The sequence below is a fragment of the Corynebacterium durum genome (assembly GCF_030408675.1).
Lineage (GTDB): Bacteria > Actinomycetota > Actinomycetes > Mycobacteriales > Mycobacteriaceae > Corynebacterium > Corynebacterium durum.
In genome coordinates, this window is the sequence record NZ_CP047200.1 from 2,482,976 (window position 1) to 2,505,630 (window position 22,655).

Sequence of the window (22,655 nt, forward strand, 5' to 3'; positions counted from 1 at the left end):
ACCTTACGTCTCGCGCTGAACTTCCCCGAGCAGGATTCCCGCGTTATCAATGAGCCGCGTGGTCCCCACGCGCGCGGCAATCAGCAGCCTGGCATCCCCCGCAGCCTTGTCCTCGCCAATCTCGCCCAGGTCGGAGGCGCGGCGGAGTTCAAGATAGTCCACATCTAAGCCATCAACAGCGGCGAGGACGCTACGGGCTGCTGCGAGCACAGCATCGGCACCACTCTCGGAGGCATGGGCACCCGCAGTCAGCGCAGCAGAGAGGCCCAGCGCCACCTCATGTTCCTCCTCGCTCAGGTACCTGTTGCGGGAGGACATTGCCAAGCCGGAGGCTTCACGCACAATGGGCACCCAATAAATGCGAATGCCCATATTCAGGTCTGTCACCATCTGCTGGATAAGAATGAGCTGTTGATAGTCCTTCTCGCCGAAGATAGCGTCGGTTGGCCCCACAATGTTGAACAGCTTGTTCACCACCGTCAGCACGCCCGTAAAGTGCGTGGGCCGGAACGCGCCTTCAAGAACAGTTCCTAACGCGCCGGGCTGAACGGTGGTACGGAACTCGTTGGGATACATCTCCCTGGCAGAGGGCGCGAACACAACATCGGCACCTTCACCACGCAGCAACTCCACATCGGCATCCAGCGTGCGTGGGTAAGCGTCAAGATCCTCCCCTTCTGCGAACTGCAGGGGGTTGACAAAGATGGAAACAACCACGAGCGCACCGGGGATGCGTTTGGCCACACGCACGAGTTGAAGATGCCCCGCGTGGAGCGCTCCCATCGTGGGCACGAGCACGACAGGTCGCCCTGCTTTCCTGAAAGCACCTGTGATTTCCTGAAGGTTGTCTATGGTTTGTACCAGGGTCGCCTGCCCTGATTTAAAAGTTGGGGTCAATGTTGTTCTCCGGTGTGGGCCCACAGTTCTACATCGTGTGCGCCGGTGAGTTCGGCTGTTCGGCGCGCTAGTTCACGATACGCTTGTCTGCGTCCAGCATCGTCAATTGCCCCCATGTGTCGCTGCACCATGGCTACATCGTCGCGGGCTGCGGGCCCGGTGATGGCATCTGGCCCGGCTTCCAGCACGTTGCGTATCGACGCCTCGACAAGCGGCCTGAGCACCCGCGCCGCCGCATCCTCGCCGCTCTGTAAAGCATCAGCGAGCTGGGCGCGAGCGTCGGAAAGCACAGTGGCAGTGTAATTACTGGCATAAGCGAGGGCGGCGTGGTACGCAACGCGTTTGTTGTTGGACACCCGGATCATTTGTCCACCGAGTTCGGCGACGAGCAGTTCCGCAATGGTGTCGCTGAGCTCATCGGTGGTGGTGACTCCCCAGTAGCATCCTTCCAGGTTGCTCGCGTCTTCAGGCCCACCAACGAAGGTCATGATGGGGTGCATGGCCAGGACTATCGCACCGGTTGTTTCAATGGGATCCAGGATGTCTAAGCCGTGCGCTCCCGAGGTGTGCAGGACAATATGCCCGCGTTTCACGTGCGGTGCGAGTGCCGTCACGACATCGCTAAGCTGCGGGTCAGGAACGCTGAGGACGATGAGTTGGCAAGTCGGGGCGTCAACAAGCAGCGAGGAGCTGTCACGCGTGATGCGATGCACAATGCTGTGGCCTGCGGCGCTGAGGCGTGTCGCCAGGGCGGTGCCCACACGACCCGCGCCGACGATGGCCACATCCATGCGTGGCGGCAATTAGCTGTTCCTGTTGAAGTTCTTAAGCAGGTCAGCGACGGACGGTGCTTCGCTGTTTTCGTCGCGGCGACGACGACCCCGGCGGGAATCGTTCATGGGCGCAGGTGTGGGTTCCACCTTGGGTTCGGTGTTGGCGGGTTTCCACTGCACAGCGGCGAAAGCCGTGGTGTCGAAGCGTTTCGAGGGTTCCGGAGCGGGGCTGGGTTCGGCCAGGTAGTCCTCGGAGCTGAAGTCACTGTCGTAGGAGAAGTCACTGCTGTCGTCGTAGTCGTCGTAGCTGTCCTTGGTGGTAGCGTAGCTGCGCACCGAACTTGCCGTACCACCTGAACCTTGCATCGAGTAGTTGCTGGCAGCGTAGCTGGAGGAGAAAGCGTTGGTGGCGTACTGAGTGGACGTGTACTCAGCTTCGGTGTACTCGACTTCTGTGACGGAATCGTCACCCGAATAGCTGTCGTTACCGTAGCCCGTGTCGTAGGCGCTGGTGCTGTAGCTGTCGCCATAGGATGATGTGTCGCCGTAAGACGTATCGCTGTAGGAGCTGGCACCGTAGGAGCTTAGGCCACTAAAATCATCCTCAGTCGCCTCACTGGGGCCGTGAACGGGGCCAGAAAGCTCAGCCATGTCATCCATCCGCATAGCGGAGGCACGCAGTGCTGTGGGCTCGTAGTCGAAGGACCTGCCGTTGAGTTCTTCCAGCTGCTCACGCACGACTGTTAATTGATCACGAATATCATCGAGGCGGTTGTCTTCTTCCTTCATCAGCGTCTTGCGCAGAGTCTGCTCCAAACGCAGCTCCTGCTCACGGTGGGCGGCCTTTTCCAGCTCCAATTCGGCCTCATGGCGGTCGTACTGTTCCTCCAGAAGCGTCTTTTGCTTCTCATACTGCCTGCGGTAACGAGAGACCAAAAGCAAGCCGAAAAACGCAGCCCATAGTGCCGCTAACACAGCCACTTTCATCACAGCGGTGCTATCGGTGAACAGCATAGCCACGCTGGCAAAGACGGCAAGGGCCACTAGCACGATTTGAAGGATATTGCTGCGGTCTTGTTGTACTTTGTTTTCGGCGCTCATGCGTTCCAATGTACCTAAGCTTTCACGCAGTTTCGCCATCCGGCGGCGGCGGGGCGACACAGTGCCGCTCCAGAACCACGCCAGCGACACACAATGCAACCGCACCGGACAACGATGCCAACACACCGGGAAGATCATCTGAAGCCGCCACAAGCTCCCCGGATCGCGGCACCACAAAACTGGCTATACCTGCATAAACGCCGGACACGATTGCTCCGGTCCAGGCTGACGCTTTGCCCACGACAAGCCACTGCGCGGCGGTCATGGGATTGATTTGCGATCGATCCATGCCGATACCGCCCTTTTCCATGCCGCTTCGCATGCGCCACGCCATCACTGCACACACCACCGACATGAGCCACAACGTGACCGATACGCTCACCCCCACAGGCGGCATATAGCCATAAAAACCCCAGGTCAGAATGCCTGATGCCGCCCCGACAAACAGGCCGGTAGCCACCAACGCACGTATCGACGTCCGCTTCACTCAAGCCCCCTTTCCGCGAAACTGCCGACCACTCGCACGGCCTCAACGTCCGCCGGATCGAGCGCAGCTAGCAGTTCGGTGACATGTACACCATTGAGTGTGGCTTGCGAATCGGCGTCCAGCCACGGTACCAGCACAAACACACGCTCTGCTGCCCACGGGTGCGGCAATGTTAACGTCGGATCGCTGGACTCGATAGAGTGCCCAGCACCGTCGGCGCAACAAATTAGATCAACATCAAGTGTCCGTGCCCCCCATTTGCGGGTATGTACCCGATGTGCTGCACGCTCCAGAGCCTGCCCCGCGCGCAATAATTCCATCGGCGACAATGACGTCTCAACGATCAGAATCGCGTTGAGAAAGTCCTCCTGGTCCGTCACGCCCCACGGTGGGGTGGCGTAGATATGTGATGCCGCGACAAGCTCGGGGCGGAAATGGTCGTACGCGCCCTGCAAGAGGGCGCGTCGGTCATTCATGTTGGATCCGATGGACAGCACAGCTCTCATCACCCCACCACCCGCGGTGCACTCGCTGCTTTTTTGCGGGATCGGCGTGCAACAACAGCGACGTCGGCAAAGCTCAGGGGAATCGGGGCCTGGGGTTTATGCAGGGTAACTTCGACAGCATGGAGTTGGGGATACTCCGCCATGGCGGAGTCGGCGATGTTCGCGGCGACGGTTTCAATAAGGTCACACGAAGGTCCTGAGACTATAGTGTGCGCCATATGAGCAAGGTCCGCATAATTAATAGTCAAATTTAAGTCATCTGTGCGCGCCGCTTCTGCACAATCCAACCAACATATAAGGTCAACAAGAAAAGTCTGCCCGGTGCGTTTTTCTTCCTCAAACACACCGTGGTACCCGAAGCATTCCAATCCGCGCAGCTCAATACGATCAGCCATGAGGTGCCTGCCCTCCCGCAATGCCACCTTCGCGCCAGGCCTGGGCAACATCCACGGCATCGCGGTTGCCTGCAACATCGTGCACACGCACCGCCCACGCACCCTGCATGGCAGCCAGGGCGGTTATGGCAAACGTCGCGGGATCGGCGGAATGTTCGGCAGTACCTGGCAACGCCATATCCAACATCCCACGGTCGGTGCGTACCGCCTGCAGGAAACGCTTGCGGCTCGCCCCCACCAGGATCGGAAAACCCGTGCCAACAAACGAGGGAAGTGCGTGGAGCAGAGCCCAATTATCTTCGGGGGTTTTGGCGAACCCTAGGCCCGGATCAAGGATAATCCGCTCGGGAGCGATGCCCGCCGTCACGGCGCGCTCGACAAGGCGACGCAACTGCGCATGCACCTCATCGACAACATCTCCCTGAATATGCGCTTGACCTGCAGCGTCACCATACTCTTCGGCCTTCCAATGCATGAGGCATACGCGCTGGCCACTGTCGGCCATCACGGACAGCATGTCTGGGTCGGCAAGGCCACCAGACACATCGTTGATGATCTCCGCGCCCGCTTCCACAGCGGCAGCAGCCACCTTGGCCCGCATTGTGTCCACGCTGACCCGCACTCCCGATTGCGCGAGTTCTCGCACTACGGGAATGACGCGGCGCTGTTCCGTCGCGGCGTCGATACGCTGCGCACCTGGGCGGGTGGACTCCCCGCCGACATCAATAATGTCCGCCCCTTGAGTCAGGAGCTCACGAGCGTGATCGACGGCCACGTCCTGGTCGAGGTAGCGGCCTCCGTCGGAAAACGAATCCTCCGTAACATTGACAATTCCCATGACCATGCAGCGTGCCATTAGTGACCTCGAATCAACGCCAGCGCCTCAGCACGTGAGGACGCATTTCTCTTAAAACCACCACGAACAGCCGAGGTTGTGGTCATGGCACCCGGCTTGCGGATTCCCCGCATAGCCATGCACAGATGCTCACACTCGATCACCACAATCACGGCCTGTGCGCCCAGCTTGTCCACCAGGGCGTCTGCAACCTGGCTGGTCAGACGCTCCTGCACTTGCGGACGCTTAGCAAACAAGTCCACCAGGCGCGCCAACTTGGACAATCCGGTCACCTGGCCGGACTCGCCCGGAATATAGCCGATGTGGGCGACACCGAAGAACGGCACAAGATGGTGCTCGCAGGTGGAATAGATAGGAATGTCCCGGACCAGCACCAGCTCCTGGTGATTCTCCGAAAACGTCTTATTCAACACGTCCGTCGGTTCGGTGTGCAGGCCAGCAAACATTTCCGCATACGCGCGAGCCACCCTTGCCGGGGTTTCCAGCAAGCCCTCACGGTCTGGGTCCTCCCCTACCGCGATGAGCAACTCGCGTACGGCAGCCTCGGCGCGCTCACGATCAAACACACCGCTAGGCATGATCGTCCTTCTGGTCCCGTGAAGAATCGCCGCTGCCGTGCTCGGGGCGTTCCGGGTATTCCGGCTGCTCGTTATCAGGCAGCCGGAAGCCAATGATCTCAGTTGGAGCTGAGCTCGGTGGGTTTTTTGCAGCGTGACTATTCTGTGTGGGCTGGTCGCCGTACGTATCGGGCGCACCCGGACCGTAGGAGTTCATCCCAGGATGTTGGCCGCGCGGCTGCGGCTCTGGTTGCGCATGCCTGCCACCATCTGAAGGCTGCGATGGTTGCGCTCCCTGGGGTGCGCCCTGTGGTGTGTCCTGCGGAGATTGCGGCGATTGCGAGTCCCAGCCGGGCACAGTCCAGTTCGCTGGCGGCGGCGTGCCACCATAGGTGGGCTGGCCACCCGTGTGCTGGGGCCCCCGAGAACCACCAGAACCAGGACCACCCGCGCCATTGTTGTAGTTACCTGGGCCATTGCTGGTGCCATCTCGACGCGTCGCTGCATCCACCGGCGGCAAGGGCATCAGCCCCTGAGCTGCGCGTTCCGCTTCGCGACGGGCGCGAGCAGCCTTGGACGCCTCCAACAGAGAAAAACGCTTCGGCGGCTCTTCGCCACGCTCAATGGCCAGTTCCGTGGGGGTTTTCACCGGTTCGCGGCCGATTTGCGCAGGGAAGTAGGTTGCCTCGTTGGGGAATACTTCAACACGTTCGCGCTGCGGCATGCCTTCGAACAGAACCTCCAGGTCGGGGCGTCGTAACGTTTCCTTTTCCAGTAGTTTCTCGGCGAGTTTGTCCAGCACGTCGCGGTTATCGCGGAGGATGTTGTATGCCTCTTCGTGTGCCTTGTTCATCAGGTACCGCGTTTGCTCATCGATGGTTGCGGCAACAGCCGGGGAGTAATCCATCTGGTTCCCCGCACCACGCCCCACAAACGGGTCGCCTTGTTCCTCGCCGTACTTGACCACACCCAACTCTGGGGACATGCCGTATTCGGTGATCATGGCGCGGGCAATCTTGGTGGCCTGCTCAATGTCATTGGAGGCACCTGTGGTGGGCTGGCCAAACACCAGCTCTTCGGCGGCGCGGCCGCCCATGGAGAACACAAGCCGGGCAAACAATTCGGCGCGGTTGTACATGCCTTTATCGTCTTCGGCGGCTGTCATGGCATGCCCGCCGGTACGTCCACGGGCCAAAATGGTGACCTTGTACACGCGCTCGATGTCTTTCATCGCCCAGGCAGCCAGGGTGTGGCCGGACTCGTGGTAGGCGGTGACTTTCTTTTCGTGCTCGGAAATGATCTTGGAGCTTCGGCGCGGGCCACCCACCACACGGTCGGTGGCTTCCTCCAACGCATCAGCCGTGATCACATTTCCGCCAATACGGGCGGTGAGCAGCGCGGCTTCGTTCAGCACGTTTTCCAGGTCCGCTCCAGACATGCCGGCGGTGCGCTTGGCCAGGGATTTCAGGTCTGCATCATCGGCGAAGGGCTTGCCCTTGGCATGCACCTGAAGGATTTGTTCGCGGCCTTTCAGATCCGGGTTGGTCACCGGGATTTGCCGGTCGAAACGCCCCGGACGCAGCAGGGCCGGGTCCAGAATGTCGGGACGGTTGGTGGCGGCCATGAGGATCACGCCTTGGCGGTCTCCGAAGCCGTCCATTTCCACCAGCAGCTGGTTGAGGGTTTGTTCGCGTTCGTCGTGTCCGCCGCCCATGCCGGAGCCGCGCTGGCGACCAACCGCATCAATCTCGTCGACGAAGATGATGCAGGGGCTGTTTTCTTTGGCCTGTTTGAACAGGTCACGGACGCGGGAGGCACCCACACCGACGAACATTTCCACAAAGTCCGAGCCGGAGATGGAATAGAAAGGTACGCCTGCCTCACCGGCCACGGCCCTGGCCAGCAGGGTTTTACCGGTTCCGGGTGGGCCGTAGAGCAGCACGCCGCGCGGGATTTTCGCCCCGAGTGCTTCGTAGCGGCTGGGGTCCTGCAGGAAGTCTTTGATTTCGTGGAGTTCGTCCACGGCTTCGTCCGCACCGGCTACGTCGGCAAACGTGTTGGTGGGCATGTCTTTGGTGAGTTCCTTGGCGCGGGATCCACCAAAGCCGAACATGCCCATGCCGCCGCCCTGCATGCGGTTGAAGAAGAACATGATCAGGCCGAACAGGATGAGCATGGGCAGCAGCATGCCCAGCATGGAGGTGAAGAAGTTCTCGCGGTTGACCTTTGTGGTGTACTTCTCGGGGTTGCTGGCCTGCACCTTGTCAAAGATGACCGGCGCTGAGCGAGCTGGGTATTCGGCGATAATTTCCGTCACACCATCACGTTTATCCACGTTGATGCCGTTTTTGAGGGTGAGGCGGAGGCGTTGTTCGCGGTCGTCGATTTGCACTTCTTTGACGTTGTTGTCATTGAGCTGTGCCATGGCGACCGAGGTGTCCACCTTGCGGAAACCGCGGGTGTCGTCGATCAACACAGTGATTCCGAAGAGCACGATGAGAACGACGGCGGCGATGGTGCCGAATCTGAGGATTTTCTTGTTGTCCATTGGTTAGCCTGTGGCGGCGTTGACCTTTCTTTGTCAAAGAGCAGATTGTTTCAGTGTACTTATTCCACCGTGGTTCTTCCGCGTGCGCTTCTTAGGTTGCCGTGAGCTGGCTGTTAGTTACCGTTGTCGGTGGAGTACACGCGGGGGTGCAGTGTTCCGACGTAGGGGAGGTCCCGGTAGCGTTCCGCGTAGTCTAACCCGTAGCCGATGACAAATTCATTGGGGATGTCGAAGCCAATGTCAAAAAGATCGACTTTTCCGCGCACGGCCTCGGGCTTGCGGAGCAGCGTCACCACGTCGAGGGACTTGGGTTTGCGGTTGCGCAGGTTTTTCACCAGCCAGGACAGGGTCAGCCCCGAGTCGATGATGTCTTCAACAATAACAACGTGTTTGTCTTCAATGTCGCGGTCCAGGTCTTTCAGAATCCGCACGACACCGGAAGAGGACGTGGAGTTTCCGTAGGAGGAGACCGCCATGAATTCGATTTGCGTGGGTATGGACATGGCTCGCGCAAAATCGGTAATAAAAAAGACCGCGCCTTTGAGCACGCAGACGAGGATCAGGTCATCGCCTGCGTCTTTGTATTTTTCGGAAAGTCGATCGGCCATTTCTTGAATGCGGGTGTGGAGGAGTTTTGCATCCACCAGCACTGCTTCAATGTCGTCACCGTAGGGTCCTGCGGGAACGTTGTAATCCTTCTTGTCGTGCATCGGCGAGGGCATCCTTTGTCAGAGAGTCAACGTACAGACACTGCAAGAATGCCATTTTTCCGCGCCACAACCAACCTCCGCCCACCCGGGGCCTTTCCAATGGCCACGGGTCCCTGACCACGCCACGCCACTATCAATTGTTCTACTGCCGCGATGGTCGCGGCAGATTCCCGACCACCATTGGTTCGAATAAACTCCGCCAGCACGGCCCGACGCAGCGCGGGGTGCGGGGGTACCTGCGCCACCTCCAGCTCGACAATCCCCTCCCCCAAGCCCTGCTTATCGACGCCCACCCGAACCAGGTCCGCTTCCCAGGCCGCCCTTTCCGCCGCCTGCGCCAACCCGGGAACGGGATCCCCACCAATAATGTCAGCGAGATCCGGCAGAAGACGATTCCGTAGCGCCACCCGGCGAAAAGACTGGTCATCGTTGTGGGGGTCGGACCACACTTCCAGCCCAAGTTCCGAGCACGCTCCGACCGTGTTGGCGCGGCGCACCCCTAGCAATGGCCGCACAATTGTCGTGCCATCCTCCCAGGTGCTGCGTTCCAGCATGCCTGTGGCGTGTCCGCGTAGCGCGCTGAGCAGCAAGGTTTCTGCCTGGTCATCCATGGTGTGCCCCACCCAGATGGGCCGGCCATTGGCCGCCGATGTTAACGCGGTGTAGCGGGCGTGCCTGGCGTTTGCCTCCATACTTCCGGTAGACGGGACGTCGATACGCAGAACCGTAGCCGCAGCACCGAGTGCGCGTGCCGTCTCAGCGGCGGTGGCGGCGACCTCGGCGCTGGCATCTTGGAGGCCGTGGTCAATGCAGATGGCCTCCACCTCACGGCCTTCGGCAAGTGTTCCTGCCAGTAACGCCACGGAATCCGGGCCACCGGATAACCCCACCACCACGCGCATATCGGTGTGCCTACGCACAGCCCGACGGATCTCAAGAAAATGTGGGCTGGTGTGCGGCAGTTCCAGGGAGCCGAGGTGGCTGGGCATGGTTTAGTCCCGAATTGCCGAGGTCATAGCGTCCATCGCGGCGCGGGACCCCTGCACGTCGGCATCGTTGGAGAGGAAGCCATAGCTGTAGATGTGGCCGTCAGCGCCCATCACCGTGCCCGCGAGACCAGTGGTTTTAGTGAGGGTCCCGGTCTTGCCGCGTACCCACCCCGCACCGGCTTGATCGCGGTAGCGTTCCTCCAGGGTGCCACTGGCACCGGCCACGGGAAGGGTTTCCAACAACGGCCGAAGCTGCGGGTCGGTGACCGCACGGTGCATGATGTCGTTGAGCAACCCTGGGGGGATCAGGTTCTTGGTAGACATGCCGGAATTGTCCACCAGGGTCACGCCGCTGGTACTGAAACCATTGCTGTTAAGAATCTGCAGAGTGGCGGCTACTGCGTCCTTGTTTGTTCCTGTCATTCCTTCATGCAAGGCAATCTCGCGCCCCACGGCTTCCGCCGCCACGTTGTCGCTTTGCTGCATCAACTCCCGAAGACGTTCCTCCAGGGTGTCGGAGTGGACGAGGGCCAGCGGCGCTTCCTCGGTGGTGGGGGCCTGCCCCAGGCCGCTTTTCTCCGCGCCTAGGCGCGTCGCCAACTGCCGCGCCACGTCCAGCGCCGGGGTTTCGCTGCGCGGTACGTCACCGGTGGTCTCTCCGATACGCGCACCGTAGAGCATGACCGGTTCCATGGGCGCGATGAATCCGCCTGCGATGTCGGCTCGGTCCCAGTCGGAGAGGAAGGATTCGCCGCTCCAGTGGGAAGTATCCACCAGCACGGTATTAATTGGCGCGGGGTGACTGTGTTTAATCTGTTTCGCCAGGTCGTCAAGCTTTTCGGTGGTGAGCATCACGTCACCTGCGCCGCGAAGGACCACAGTCCCAGGAGCGTCGCCCTCCACAACGGCAGTGTCAATGCGATCGTCCGGACCAAGCACAAGAAGTGCGGCCGCTGCCGTGAGGATTTTGGTGGTGGACGCGGGCGTCATGGGTTTGGTGGGGTGTTTCTCCCACACAATGGACCCGGTGGTGGCGTCGGTCACTTGGCCACCAAATTGCCCTAACCGGGGGTCCTGGGAGAGCGTTTCCAGGGTGGTACGCAACTCGTTATTCGTCGACGGCGCCACCGCTGATGTGGACGTGTCTACAGAAGTGGAGGTGCCCACCGGCTGGACAAGCTGCTGCGGTTCAACGGCTGCCATCGCCGGATCATGTACTAAATCCCCAGGTCCGGTTGCGTTGATCACCGCCAACGTTGTGCCGCCGCCCACCGCAATGGCAGCTGCGGAGGCGCCTAGAATCCACCAAATCTTCTTAACAGTCACGTCACTAGGTTAGACGGTGATGGTACTGGCTTGTGTTATTGACAGGGTAGGATGTTGGGAAAGATTTGAGTAGTTTAACCCGCACCTTTACCGTGGGTGCTGGGAGAAGGGACCACTGTCCATAGTCATGAGTATTGAAGTTACTATCGAGATCCCGAAGGGTTCCCGCAACAAGTACGAAGTTGATCACGAATCCGGCAAGGTCTACCTGGACCGCTACCTGTTCACTCCGATGGGATACCCCCTGGATTACGGCTTCATTGACCACACCCTCGGCGAAGACGGTGACCCGCTGGACGCGTTGGTAATCCTTCCCGAGCCGGTGTTCCCCGGCGTGATTGTGAAGGCACGTCCGCTGGGCGTATTCAAAATGACCGATGAGGCAGGCGGCGATGACAAGTTGCTCTGCGTCGTTGATGATGTTCGCTGGAACCACCTGCAGGACATTGACGATGTGTCCGACTTCCTCAAAGACGAGGTGGAGCACTTCTTTGTCCACTACAAGGACCTGGAACCCAACAAGGAAGTCACCGGCTCCGGCTGGGCAGGCAAAGCCGAGGCCGAGCGTATCCTCACCGAGGCCGTGGAACGCCACAAGTAAGACACCACAGCATAAGGAGTATTGCATGAAGTCCGTCACGGTCACCGAAGTCCCCGACGAGGCACAGCTTATCGACGTCCGCGAACCCGACGAATACGCCGCAGGCCATGCGCAGCACGCCATCAACATCCCTATGAGTGAATTCGCCCAACGTGTTGGTGAGGTGGACACCAACCGTGACGTGTACGTCATTTGCCTATCTGGTGGCCGTTCAGCCCGAGTCTGCGAATACCTGGACGCCCACGACATCGCATGCATCAATGTCGAGGGTGGAACCTCTGCATGGGAGGCCGCTGGGCTTCCGATGTCGTAGTTTATGGTCAACCGATTTATGATTTAACTATGCCTGGTTTGCCCGAGATACCCACGCTGCTGCTGGAATCACCATCTTTCCAGCTGGAGCGGCTGCGTCGCCGTACCCGCGATGAGGTAGAAAAATCGCTTGTGGACTACGACACAACCCTGCGTGAGTACTGGGCACTCACAGCCCTGGTGGCGGGGGATGCCGCCAGCCAATCCACCTTGGCATCCATCCTCGCCGTCGATGCCTCCGACATGGTACGGCTGATCGACTCGATGGAAAAGCACGGCTGGGCAAAACGCGAACGCGACCCGAAAGACCGCCGCCGCCAGATCGTGGCAGCCACTAAACGGGGCCGTAAAGTGCATGAAGAGCTGGCAGAACTGGTCAGCCACGCCGAGGATCGAGCCCTGGATGATTCAACCTCCAAGCAACTAAAGCACCTGCGGAAACTCGCGGCATCGATTATTGCCGCAGAAGAGGAGTGAGTGAAGACTGTGGGACTGCCAGCGGTTCCAACGCAGTTTTTACGCAGCGCTTCGGCCCCGCCGGAACGCACACTTGTAGATATTCTTCGACACACCGCAGCCACCCACCCGGAAGCCGCAGCCATTGATGACGGCACCACAGTAATCACCTACTCCGAACTGATGGACACCCTCGACGCAGCGGTGGCCGACCTTTATGAGCAAGGCATACGTCGAGGTGATCGCATTGGCATCCGACTGCCCAGCGGTTCCCACGAGCTTTACATCGCCATTCTGTCGGTGCTTGCGGCGGGGGCCGCCTACGTTCCGGTGGATGTGGATGACCCTGACGAGCGCGCTACCTTGGTCTTTGATGAAGCCGACGTCACCGCGACCATCACCTCAGATGGCCTTGACCTACGCCGCACGCGCAGTCGTGGAGACACTGGTCCCCCACTCCCCCATGACGATGCCTGGATCATTTTCACCTCCGGGTCCACCGGCACCCCGAAAGGCGTGGCCGTGACCCACCGCAGCGCCGCCGCGTTTGTGGATGCGGAAGCCACGTTGTTCTGCCAAGACTCACCCCTCGGCCCCGACGATCGTGTCCTTGCAGGGCTTTCCATTGCCTTTGATGCCTCCTGCGAGGAAATGTGGCTGGCTTGGCGTCATGGTGCCTGCCTGGTTCCCGCCCCGCGTTCGTTGGTGCGCTCCGGCATGGATCTCGGCCCGTGGCTGATTCGGCGCAACATCACTGTAGTCTCCACGGTTCCAACGCTTGCAAGTTTATGGACCACAGAAGCTCTTGACCAAGTGCGTTTACTCATTTTCGGCGGGGAGGCGTGCCCGCAGGAACTGGTTCAGCGAGTGTCCGCGCAGGACCGTGAGGTGTGGAATACCTACGGCCCCACGGAGGCGACCGTCGTATCCTGCGCTGCCCCACTACAACCTGGTGAGGCAGTATCCATTGGACTGCCGTTGTCGGGGTGGGATCTCGCGGTCGTCGATACGCACGGAAATCCAGTGGAGGTCGGGCAGACCGGGGAGCTGGTCATTGGTGGCGTGGGGTTGGCGCGTTACCTGGACGCGGACAAAGACCGCACCACGTACGCACCGCTTCCAGCCCTCGGATGGAAGCGAACTTACCGTTCCGGCGACCATGTACGCCTGGCCGAGGATGGGTTGTACTTTGTGGGGCGCGTGGACGATCAGGTGAAGATCGGCGGGCGCCGCATCGAGCTGGGCGAGGTGGAGGCCGCCGTCTCAGGGCTGACAGGTGTGCATTCAGCGACGGTGGTGGTTCGGGAAACCCCAGGTGGCGATAAGATTCTAGTAGCGTACCTCACACTCGACACTCCGCACCCAGACTTTGAGAACATCGCCACCGCGCAGCTCGCGGACCTCATGCCGCGGGCACTCATTCCCCGCCTGTGCGTTCTGGACGAGTTACCCGTCACCACCTCCGGAAAGGTAGATAAAAAAGCATTGCCCTGGCCCCTGCCTGGCACGAATGTGCAGGCGGAAGGCTTAACACCCACGGAGGACTGGCTCGCGCAGCTGTGGGTCGATGTCCTTGGCACCGCTGTGACGGAGAGGGACGCAGACTTTTTCGCCCTCGGCGGAACATCACTGGCTGCGGCGACGCTGGTGGGTCGGGTGCGTGACCGCATGCCCACCGTATCCGTCCGTGACCTGTACGATCACCCTCGGCTCGGCGCATTCGCCGAACATGTCGATGCCATTTCCAGCACCCTGAGCCCCAGCGCCACGCGTATCGACGCCCCCACTCCCGACCCGTCACCCGTAAGTATGCGCACCCGCGTGGCACAGGAGGCAATCCAGGTTCTGGTGATGGGAATGCAGGCGGCAACACGCTGGGTGCCGTGGTTGCTGGTGATCAACGCTTTTGCCGCGTACCTGGGTTACGCGTGGGCGCGCCCCGTATCAGTACCCTGGTGGCTGTTGTTGCTGGTTGTTCTTGTTTTTCTCACCCCACTGGGTCGGCTTCCCCTGTCGGCGCTAGCAGCACGGGTACTCACTGCGGGTATCACGCCGGGTGACTACCCACGCGGTGGTGCTACGCATCTGCGACTGTGGGCTGCGGAACGTCTCAGCGACACCCTTGGGGGACGCGATGTCTCTAGCGCCACGTGGGTGCTGTATTACGCCAGGCTTCTTGGCGTGCAGGTAGGCAGCGGTGTGAATCTGCATTCCCTACCTCCGGTGACGGGCCTGCTCACACTGGGTGACCACTGCTCCGTGGAACCGGAAGTTGACTTATCAGGCTACTGGCTGGAGGGAGACATCCTGCACGTGGGGGCGATTTATATTGGCCACGGTGCCCGCATCGGCGCGAGATCCGTGCTGTTGCCCGGCACACGCGTGGGCAACAACGCCCATGTGGAGGCTGGATCCTGCGTGACCGGGCGGAAAAAGGTGAAAGATCAGGCCCGCTGGTCAGGATCCCCGGCAGCGAAGGTGGGTCGTGCCCGGCACCGATTCCCCACCGACCCACCGCCCCGGGCTACCTATTGGGTTCCGATATTTGGGTTGACATCCCTGCTGCTCAGTGCGTTGCCGCTGGTGGCCGTGGTGGCAGGCGCGGCGTCGATAAGCGGAGCCCGGAGTTTCCTGCAGTTGGTGGCGCTGACACCGCTGGGGGTGCTGGTGGCGATGGCAACCTACGCTGGGTTGACGTGGCTGCTGGTGCGGCTACTCGCCATCGGCTTGCGACCAGGGATTACGCCCGTGCGCTCGCGCCGGGGATGGCAGGCGTGGGCGACGCAGCGCCTCATGGACGACGCACGTAGGCACCTGTTTCCCCTGTATGCCGCGCTGCTTACCCCGCTGTGGCTGCGGAGCCTGGGCGCACAGGTGGGCCGCAACGTGGAGATTTCCACGGCGGTCATGATTCCGCGGTTCACGGTGGTGCGCGATGGCGCGTTCCTGGCCGATGACACGATGCTCGGCGGCTACGAGCTGGGCGGCGGGTGGATGCTCACGGGAGTGTCGAAAATTGGCAAGCGCTCCTTCCTGGGCAATTCCGGTATGACTGGCCCCACCCGCAAACTATCAAAGAATTCCCTGGTTGCGGTGCTGTCTTCCACCCCCAAGAAGTCCCAGTCGGGTAGCAATTGGTGGGGGTCGCCCCCTGAACGCCTGCGCCGAGTTGTGGTGCAGTCTGCGGCAGGTGAATCCAGCACCTACGAGCCGGGCTGGCGGGTCAAAGCGGCCCGCGGCTGTGTGGAAACTGTGCGTCTGTGCGCGCCCATGACCTCTGCCGTGCTGGGAGTCTGCGTGCTCGGCGCGCTGCAGTGGGTGTATGTGCGGCACGGACTTGGGTGGACAATACTTTCCGGCGGTCCGCTCCTCATGGCTGCGGGTGCCTGCGCCGCGGCGATCACTGTAGCCATGAAATGGATCTGTGTGGGCCGGATACGCGCAGGATCGCACCCCCTGTGGTCGCGGTTTGTATGGCTGAACGAGCTACAAGACACCTTCATCGAAGTCGTGGCTGCGCCCTGGCTGCTCAATCACGTGCCCGGGTCAAGTGCAATGAACGTTTTTCTGCGTTTTCTCGGCGCACGCATCGGCAGAGGTGCCTGGTTGGAAAGCTACTGGCTCCCCGAAGCCGACTTGTGCCGCATCGGTGTCGGTGCCACCATCGGACGGGGTTGCGTCGTGCAAACCCACCTATTCCAGGACCGCGTGATGAGCCTCGACCAGGTGCGTATCGACGCCGCCGCAACCCTCGCCCCGCATTCCGTTGCGCTTCCCGGCAGTGTCCTCGGCACGGGGGCTGTGGTAGGGCCAAGTTCCCTAGTGATGCGCGGCGACCATGTTCCCTCGGCGACGCGCTGGCAGGGCAATCCGATTGAAATATGGGGATGAAACAGCGTTGGGTAGTTATCCTGTTTAGTCGCCGATTTGGTCCCTGCCGCGGTGCACAATCTTCGGGTCAGGATCCCCTACTAGGTCATGATCCTTGCCGGTGTACTCGAACTTGCTGAGCACATACTTCATGGCGTTGATGCGCGCCCGCTTCTTGTCATTCGATTTAATGGTGATCCATGGGGACTCGTCCGTGTCTGTGTAGCGGAACTGTTCCTCCTTGGCACGGGTGTAGTCATCCCAGCGGTCCAACGATGCCAGGTCCATAGGCGACAGCTTCCACTGACGCACCGGGTCTACCTGGCGGATGGCGAAACGAGTGCGCTGTTCCTTCTGGGTGACAGAGAACCAGAACTTAGTCAAAGAGATACCCGACCCCATGATCATGTTCTCGAGCATGGGCACTTCCCGCAGAAACTCCGCGTGCTGCGACTCCGTGCAGAACCCCATGACGCGCTCCACCCCCGAGCGGTTGTACCACGAGCGGTCAAAGAACACGATCTCACCCGCAGCAGGGAAATGCTGGATATAGCGCTGAAAATACCACGAGGTGGACTCTCTAGGCGAGGGCTTCTCCAACGCCACCGTGCGCGCGCCACGGGGATTCAGGTGTTCGTTGAAGCGTTTAATGGTACCGCCTTTTCCTGCGGCATCGCGACCTTCGAAAAGAATGATATGGCGTTGACCCGTGTCCTTTGTCCAGTTCTGCCACTTCAGCAGCTCAATTTGCAGAGCACGCTTGATGTGCTCGTACTCATCGCGGCTCATGCGTTCCTGGTACGGGTAGTTTTCCCGCCACGTTTGCACAGGCTCACCGTTCGGTTGGATAAGGACGGGGTCATCCTCATCTGAATCATCAACGATGTAACCCTGAGTTGCCGCTAGGTCAACAACGGGCAAATCCTGCTCATTCGTTTCATCCATAGGTTAAGTCTACCCCGCATAATGGTGCCCTGTTAGGGGAAATGATTAACCACATGTGGTTTTTGACCACACCACCACATACCCCCCATCCCCCCATCCTCATATATGCAGCACCATGCAGTGAGGCAGACAGAAAGAAAACCCCGGCGCGCACCTTGCACGGCCGGGGTTGTACATCTTTGAAAGATGACCGAATTAGGCCTTCGGAAGCAGACCGAGGAGGTCACCAACGGCGTCTGCAACCTTGCCGAAGGGGTTCAGGAAGCCTGCGAGGGTGTTCAGGAAGGAACCTTCCGTGGAGAAACCTGCAATGCTGTGTACAGCGTCTGCCTTGCTCATGAAACTACTCCTAGTGATTAAAAGTTGGTATGGATGATTATCGACCGATAGAGGCTACTTGCCCATCAGGGAAGAACCCTGGAAGGCTTCAGCGGAGAAGAACACATTGTGTGTTGCCTTCGGGAAGAAAGTAACAAGGTCGCCGAAAGCGCTCACGAAGGTAGCAAAGTTGTCGAACTGAGTCTTCAGGACTGAAAGGTCCATGTTGTATCTCCTTGAGAGGCACCAGCAATGAAGCTGGTTGTGTTTCCAGTTGCTGACGCCGCTCACGACGTCCTAGAGCAAATTTAAGCACATTTCAGCGCTGAGTCAACCTGTTTTGAAATTTCTCACGTTTGCGTGTCCCACTTATTTCAACAAAAGTGTCACCTTCACTGCCCTGGGATTTTGCGTCACTCACCTGCATTTTTCCATTTCAGAGCGTGGATAGTTTTGCACACATGGCAGGCAGTCAAGGGTTTTAAGGAAAAAATTTTCATAATTCCGTAACATCGCGTTCGGGACGCGCGATTAGGGGGAATCTGTATCAGAATCGTTATCCAATATACCCTATTAAGGGGGTAAAGAACGTGCTGTAAGCGCCTCTGAGCGCCGAATCGGACGTCTCTACACAGCCGCAATAAAGAAGCATGCCCCGCAACAGCCTGCTCAGAATCCTGAGCAGAATCTGTCACGGGGCATACGAAACCCTGTGCCGCACCAAGCAATTGGCGGGCGACACCAAGCATGTGAGGCCGATTAGAAGCCGCCCATGCCGCCCATCTCGTCGGCACCCGGGGTTGCGGCACCGGCGGGCTGCGGCTTGTCAGCCACCACAGCCTCGGTGGTCAGGAACAGTGCCGCGATGGAGGCTGCGTTCTGCAGGGCAGAACGGGTCACCTTCACCGGATCGTTGATGCCAGCGGCCATGAGGTCCACGTAGTCACCGGTAGCGGCGTTCAGACCCTCGCCTGCGGGCAGGGAGGCAACCTTATCGGCCACTACGCCGGGTTCGAAGCCAGCGTTCAGGGCGATCTGCTTCAGCGGAGCGGACAGTGCGGTACGCACGATCTTCACGCCGGTTGCCTCGTCGCCGGTAAGGCCAAGGTCGTCGTTAAGCACGTGAGCAGCCTGCAGGAGGGCGACGCCACCACCAGCAACGATGCCTTCTTCAACGGCTGCCTTGGCGTTACGCACGGCGTCCTCAATGCGGTGCTTGCGCTCCTTCAGTTCCACCTCGGTGGCAGCACCAACCTTGATCACTGCCACGCCGCCGGCCAACTTAGCCAAGCGTTCCTGCAGCTTCTCGCGGTCGTACTCGGAGTCGGAGTTGTCAATCTCAGCGCGGATCTGGTTCACGCGGCCTTCGATCTGCTGGGCGTCGCCAGCGCCTTCGACGATGGTGGTATCGTCTTTGGTCACCACGACCTTGCGGGCGCGGCCCAGCATCGGCAGGTCAGCGGTTTCGAGGGACAGGCCAACTTCTTCGGAGATGACCTGACCACCGGTGAGGATGGCAATGTCCTGCAGCTGTGCCTTGCGGCGCTCACCAAAGCCAGGAGCTTTGACGGCCACGGACTTGAAGGTGCCGCGGATCTTGTTCACCACGAGGGTGGATAGTGCTTCACCTTCCACGTCTTCCGCAATAATCAGCAGCGGCTTGCCGGTCTGCATGACCTTCTCCAGCAGCGGAAGCAGGTCCTTGATGTTGGAGATCTTGGAGGAAACGAGGAGGACGTAGGGATCCTCCAGCACAGCCTCAAGGCGCTCCATGTCGGTGGCAAAGTAACCGGAGATGTAGCCCTTGTCAAAGCGCATACCCTCGGTGACTTCCAGTTCCACACCGAAGGTGTTGGACTCTTCGACGGTGATTACGGATTCTTTGTTCAGCTGACCGTTGCCCACGGCATACATGGCCTCGGCGATTTTCTTGCCGATGGCCGGATCGGCAGCAGAAATACCAGCGGTAGCGGCAATCTGCTCTTCGGTTTCTACTTCCTTAGCGCCGGAGAGCAGCTGGTCGGTCACCTTGGACACAGCCTGCTCGATGCCCCGCTTGATGCCCATGGGGTTGGAACCAGCGGCGACGTTGCGCAGACCTTCGCGAACCAGGGCCTGCGCCAGCACGGTGGCGGTGGTGGTGCCGTCACCGGCGACATCGTCGGTCTTCTTGGCTACTTCTTTAACCAGTTCTGCGCCGATTTTTTCGTAGGGGTCTTCCAGCTCAATTTCGCGAGCGATGGACACGCCATCGTTGGTGATGGTGGGGGCGCCCCATGACTTTTCCAACACAACGTTACGACCCTTGGGGCCGAGGGTAACCTTCACTGCATCGGCCAGGGTGTTCAGGCCGTTTTCAAGGCCACGGCGTGCTTCTTCATCGAAGGCGATGATTTTTGCCATAGTCGGTGTTTTCTCCTTGTTATTAGAGGACGACACTCGCGTCTTCTTCAGCGGGCGCCCGCGACGGCATGGTTGGTGAGTGTGGTGCCAACCTCACCCGCATCCGATGTTTCATTTCCTGGCACTCTCACGTATCAAGTGCTAAATCCGTTCTAGCAGTCTCCCCCGTCGAGTGCAAGGCACGTGCTCTAAAATTGAGACGCATGAGCGACCATATAACTACAGCAAAGATACCTGCGGACACGGTGCGCGCGAGCGTCGAAAAGCAAAGGGACCGCATCAAGCAGGACCTCACCGAGCTTGTGTCCTTTAATTCCGTACACGGCGACCCATCCACGAAGGCCGACACACAGGCCGCCAAGGAGTGGGTGAAAAATGCGCTCCAGGCTGCGGATTTCGCCGTCGATGAACATGTGACCGACGACGGTTCGGTAACGCTGATCGGCAATCGCGCGGGATCGCCCGACGCGCCAACAGTGCTGCTCTATTCGCACTATGATGTCGTTCCCGCCGGGGACCCCAGCCTGTGGACCACCAACCCGTTCGCCCTGAGCGAGCGCAACAGCCGCTGGTATGGTCGCGGCACCGCCGACTGCAAAGGCAACCTAGTGATGCACCTGGCCACGCTGCGCACCGTTCAGGAGCTGGGCGGGACCCAACTGAACCTAAAGGCAGTCATTGAAGGCTCGGAGGAGCAGGGCGGTGAAGGCCTGGAACGACTCATCCGCACCCAACCGGACCTATTCCAGGCCGATATCATTTTCATTGCCGACACCGGAAATGTCGCCGCAGGCACCCCCACCCTGACCATCACCCTCCGCGGAACCGTACAGGCCACCGTGACCGTGGACACCTTGCGCGCACCCGTGCATTCAGGTGGTTTCGGTGGCCCCGCACCCGATGCCGTCGCCGCGCTTGTCCGCCTACTGGATACGCTGCGCGACGAACACGGCCGTACCACCATCGACAACGTGGACTTTTCCGCCACCTGGGAGGGCGAGCCCTACCCGCCCGAGATCTTCCGTACCGACGCCGGGGTACTTGACGGCGTTGACCTCATGGGCGGCCCCGACGACACCCCCGCCGATCTGGCATGGGCACGCCCCGCCATCTCTATCATCGGCTTCACCTCCACCCCCGTGGACCAGGCCGTCAACGCCGTACCTGCCCGCGCCGCAGCCAAGCTCAACCTACGTGTCCCACCAGGAATGAAAGCCAGCGATCTTGCCGACGCCCTGACCGCCCACCTTAAGGCTCACGTCCCGTGGGGTGCCCACCTCACCGTCGACATTGAGGAAATGAACGACCCCTTCCGCGCCAACACCGACGGCCCCGCCTTCGCCGCGCTTGCCGACGCCCTGAGCGCCGCCTATTTCGATGTACCCACCGTGTTCAGCGGCACAGGCGGATCCATTCCCCTAACTACACTGCTCGCCGAGAGCTTCCCGAGTGCCGAACTCATGCTTTTTGGCGTAGAAGAACCCCTCTCAACTATTCACTCCCCCGACGAATCCGTCTCACCGGACGAAATCATCTCTATAGCCATTGCAGAGGCATTATTCCTGCTCAACTACATATAGTTGGGACCCGCACCGGCAGCGGGGGCACCCAAGCTAGCCCCCGAATTTGCCCCCGCACCCAACATCTGACTAGCATGTGCTTCGTGATATACACAGTTAACCTTCGCGACACGGCCCTCGCCGCCACCGTAGCGGCGCCTGTGGCCGACGTAGCCGCGCTTCGAGTGCTTCAGGCTACGTACCTCTGCGAAGGATAACCGGGACTGACCCCTTCGCACGGGGCAGTAGTCGTTAATCTTCACCAACAACCATGGTCGGTCCGCCCCATCACACACACTTTATTTACTAAGGACCGCTACCATGCAGACCTCCACCATCACCCAGACGCGTACACACCGGACCCGCACCTCCCCTCACCCCATCTCACCGATCCGCAGCACCTGCCGCACACTCAGTGACGATCCTTTCCGCAGTCGCTTCGGCCACCAACTGCCACCAGGGTTGCGTGAAGAAGCTCGTGGAATGCAGTGGCGCACCTTTACCGCCACCTATTCTCCAGCCAGTTCCCTGCGGATTCACAACATTGAATCCCAACGACTGCGCGCCGGTAGATTCCATTACACCGCCACACTGACCAGCACCGATGCCGGATGCCGCCGCAGCGAAAACAAAGACATTATTGCCATGGGTCCGATTTCGGCCTGCACCAATCTGTTAGCTGATGCCGGGCGTCGCGTCGAAATCCTGGAATTCCACCAGTACGAGATTTTCGAAGCCACCGTCATCTTCATCCGCACCTGCGACCACGACAAGCAAGCATGGGCCATGGGATTCGGTGCCACCACCGAACTTGCTGCTGCTTCAGCTCTCAGTGCCGCTGCTGAGCGCCTTCACGGCTAATCTTCGACACAGGATTGAGCTCCATATACAACTGGCACGGGCTTACAAACCTCGTAATGACGGAGCGTGCATGCTCATGGGAGCCAGCACCCCCAGCACCCGTCACGCGTTTTCGCATTAATAATGGCCCTCCTTGTGGGGCAGGGCACCCAACGTGCCTGCTTTCAAGGAGGGCCTGTACACCC

General features: G+C 60.1%; 22 protein-coding genes. 6 read left to right on the top strand and 16 right to left on the bottom strand.

What is annotated here, in order from left to right; genetic code table 11:
• Nucleotides 1–3: 3 nt before the first annotated feature.
• The 12 genes from panC to dacB form a co-directional block, all read right to left on the bottom strand.
• Complete coding sequence (panC, locus tag CDUR_RS11585; protein WP_179418321.1) at nucleotides 4–897, bottom strand: pantoate--beta-alanine ligase; 894 nt, start codon at nucleotides 895–897, stop codon at nucleotides 4–6.
• Complete coding sequence (locus CDUR_RS11590) at nucleotides 894–1,700, bottom strand: Rossmann-like and DUF2520 domain-containing protein (RefSeq protein WP_179418322.1); 807 nt, start codon at nucleotides 1,698–1,700, stop codon at nucleotides 894–896. The genes panC and CDUR_RS11590 overlap by 4 nt, the downstream gene beginning before the upstream one ends.
• A complete protein-coding gene (locus CDUR_RS11595; protein ID WP_179418323.1) occupies nucleotides 1,701–2,771 on the bottom strand; it encodes a DUF6779 domain-containing protein in 1,071 nt (356 codons plus the stop codon).
• A 22-nt stretch (nucleotides 2,772–2,793) separates the two neighbouring features.
• Nucleotides 2,794–3,258: a DUF3180 domain-containing protein gene (locus CDUR_RS11600; RefSeq protein WP_179418324.1), complete on the bottom strand. Its 465-nt coding sequence runs from the start codon at nucleotides 3,256–3,258 to the stop codon at nucleotides 2,794–2,796.
• A complete protein-coding gene (folK, locus tag CDUR_RS11605) occupies nucleotides 3,255–3,764 on the bottom strand; it encodes a 2-amino-4-hydroxy-6-hydroxymethyldihydropteridine diphosphokinase (protein WP_006062376.1) in 510 nt (169 codons plus the stop codon). Before folK ends, CDUR_RS11600 begins: the two co-directional genes overlap by 4 nt.
• Nucleotides 3,764–4,159, bottom strand: a complete 396-nt coding sequence (gene folB / locus CDUR_RS11610) for a dihydroneopterin aldolase (protein ID WP_179418325.1) — start codon at nucleotides 4,157–4,159, stop codon at nucleotides 3,764–3,766. Before folB ends, folK begins: the two co-directional genes overlap by 1 nt.
• Nucleotides 4,152–4,997 (bottom strand): dihydropteroate synthase, encoded by an 846-nt coding sequence (gene folP, locus CDUR_RS11615; protein ID WP_375379393.1) that lies wholly within the window; start codon nucleotides 4,995–4,997, stop codon nucleotides 4,152–4,154. The genes folB and folP overlap by 8 nt, the downstream gene beginning before the upstream one ends.
• A 17-nt stretch (nucleotides 4,998–5,014) precedes the next feature.
• On the bottom strand, nucleotides 5,015–5,593 hold the full coding sequence (gene folE, locus CDUR_RS11620) for a GTP cyclohydrolase I FolE (RefSeq protein WP_179418327.1): 579 nt from the start codon (nucleotides 5,591–5,593) through the stop codon (nucleotides 5,015–5,017).
• The gene (gene ftsH / locus CDUR_RS11625) at nucleotides 5,586–8,120 is read right to left on the bottom strand and encodes an ATP-dependent zinc metalloprotease FtsH (protein ID WP_179418328.1); all 2,535 of its coding nucleotides are present in this window, start codon (nucleotides 8,118–8,120) and stop codon (nucleotides 5,586–5,588) included. The genes folE and ftsH overlap by 8 nt, the downstream gene beginning before the upstream one ends.
• Nucleotides 8,121–8,233: 113 nt before the next feature.
• Nucleotides 8,234–8,830: a hypoxanthine phosphoribosyltransferase gene (gene hpt / locus CDUR_RS11630; RefSeq protein ID WP_179418329.1), complete on the bottom strand. Its 597-nt coding sequence runs from the start codon at nucleotides 8,828–8,830 to the stop codon at nucleotides 8,234–8,236.
• 26 nt (nucleotides 8,831–8,856) lie between these two features.
• Nucleotides 8,857–9,819: a tRNA lysidine(34) synthetase TilS gene (gene tilS, locus CDUR_RS11635; protein WP_179418330.1), complete on the bottom strand. Its 963-nt coding sequence runs from the start codon at nucleotides 9,817–9,819 to the stop codon at nucleotides 8,857–8,859.
• Between the two features lie 3 nt (nucleotides 9,820–9,822).
• Nucleotides 9,823–11,145 (bottom strand): D-alanyl-D-alanine carboxypeptidase/D-alanyl-D-alanine endopeptidase, encoded by a 1,323-nt coding sequence (gene dacB / locus CDUR_RS11640; protein WP_179418331.1) that lies wholly within the window; start codon nucleotides 11,143–11,145, stop codon nucleotides 9,823–9,825.
• Between the two features lie 127 nt (nucleotides 11,146–11,272).
• On the opposite strand from dacB, the gene CDUR_RS11645 reads away from it, so the two are divergent.
• Genes CDUR_RS11645 through CDUR_RS11660 form a run of 4 tightly spaced genes read left to right on the top strand, consistent with a single transcriptional unit; the run spans nucleotide 11,273 to nucleotide 16,405 of the window.
• The gene (locus CDUR_RS11645; protein WP_006062368.1) at nucleotides 11,273–11,746 is read left to right on the top strand and encodes an inorganic diphosphatase; all 474 of its coding nucleotides are present in this window, start codon (nucleotides 11,273–11,275) and stop codon (nucleotides 11,744–11,746) included.
• A 25-nt stretch (nucleotides 11,747–11,771) separates the two neighbouring features.
• A complete protein-coding gene (locus CDUR_RS11650) occupies nucleotides 11,772–12,059 on the top strand; it encodes a rhodanese-like domain-containing protein (protein WP_179418332.1) in 288 nt (95 codons plus the stop codon).
• Nucleotides 12,060–12,088: 29 nt separating this feature from the next.
• The gene (locus tag CDUR_RS11655; protein WP_006062366.1) at nucleotides 12,089–12,535 is read left to right on the top strand and encodes a MarR family winged helix-turn-helix transcriptional regulator; all 447 of its coding nucleotides are present in this window, start codon (nucleotides 12,089–12,091) and stop codon (nucleotides 12,533–12,535) included.
• A 9-nt stretch (nucleotides 12,536–12,544) separates the two neighbouring features.
• Nucleotides 12,545–16,405, top strand: a complete 3,861-nt coding sequence (locus tag CDUR_RS11660) for a Pls/PosA family non-ribosomal peptide synthetase (RefSeq protein ID WP_179418333.1) — start codon at nucleotides 12,545–12,547, stop codon at nucleotides 16,403–16,405.
• A gap of 24 nt (nucleotides 16,406–16,429) precedes the next feature.
• Here CDUR_RS11660 and ppk2 read toward each other — a convergent pair whose 3' ends face one another.
• From ppk2 to groL, 4 genes are all read right to left on the bottom strand, one after another.
• Nucleotides 16,430–17,329, bottom strand: coding sequence for a polyphosphate kinase 2 (ppk2, locus tag CDUR_RS11665; protein ID WP_006062364.1), 900 nt, complete (start codon nucleotides 17,327–17,329; stop codon nucleotides 16,430–16,432).
• A gap of 195 nt (nucleotides 17,330–17,524) precedes the next feature.
• Entirely contained in the window at nucleotides 17,525–17,668 is a 144-nt protein-coding gene (locus tag CDUR_RS11670; RefSeq protein WP_179418334.1) for a hypothetical protein, read from the bottom strand.
• Between the two features lie 54 nt (nucleotides 17,669–17,722).
• On the bottom strand, nucleotides 17,723–17,872 hold the full coding sequence (locus tag CDUR_RS11675; RefSeq protein WP_006062362.1) for a PorH family porin: 150 nt from the start codon (nucleotides 17,870–17,872) through the stop codon (nucleotides 17,723–17,725).
• Between the two features lie 534 nt (nucleotides 17,873–18,406).
• Nucleotides 18,407–20,050, bottom strand: a complete 1,644-nt coding sequence (gene groL / locus CDUR_RS11680; RefSeq protein WP_179418335.1) for a chaperonin GroEL — start codon at nucleotides 20,048–20,050, stop codon at nucleotides 18,407–18,409.
• 203 nt (nucleotides 20,051–20,253) lie between these two features.
• Between groL and CDUR_RS11685 the strand changes: the two genes are divergently transcribed.
• Together CDUR_RS11685 and CDUR_RS11690 are read left to right on the top strand one after the other, a co-directional pair.
• Nucleotides 20,254–21,630 carry a dipeptidase gene (locus CDUR_RS11685; protein WP_179418336.1) on the top strand — a complete coding sequence of 459 codons (1,377 nt, stop codon included), beginning with the start codon at nucleotides 20,254–20,256 and terminating at the stop codon, nucleotides 21,628–21,630.
• 300 nt (nucleotides 21,631–21,930) lie between these two features.
• Nucleotides 21,931–22,470, top strand: a complete 540-nt coding sequence (locus CDUR_RS11690; RefSeq protein WP_040358931.1) for a hypothetical protein — start codon at nucleotides 21,931–21,933, stop codon at nucleotides 22,468–22,470.
• The last annotated feature ends 185 nt before the right edge of the window (nucleotides 22,471–22,655 follow it).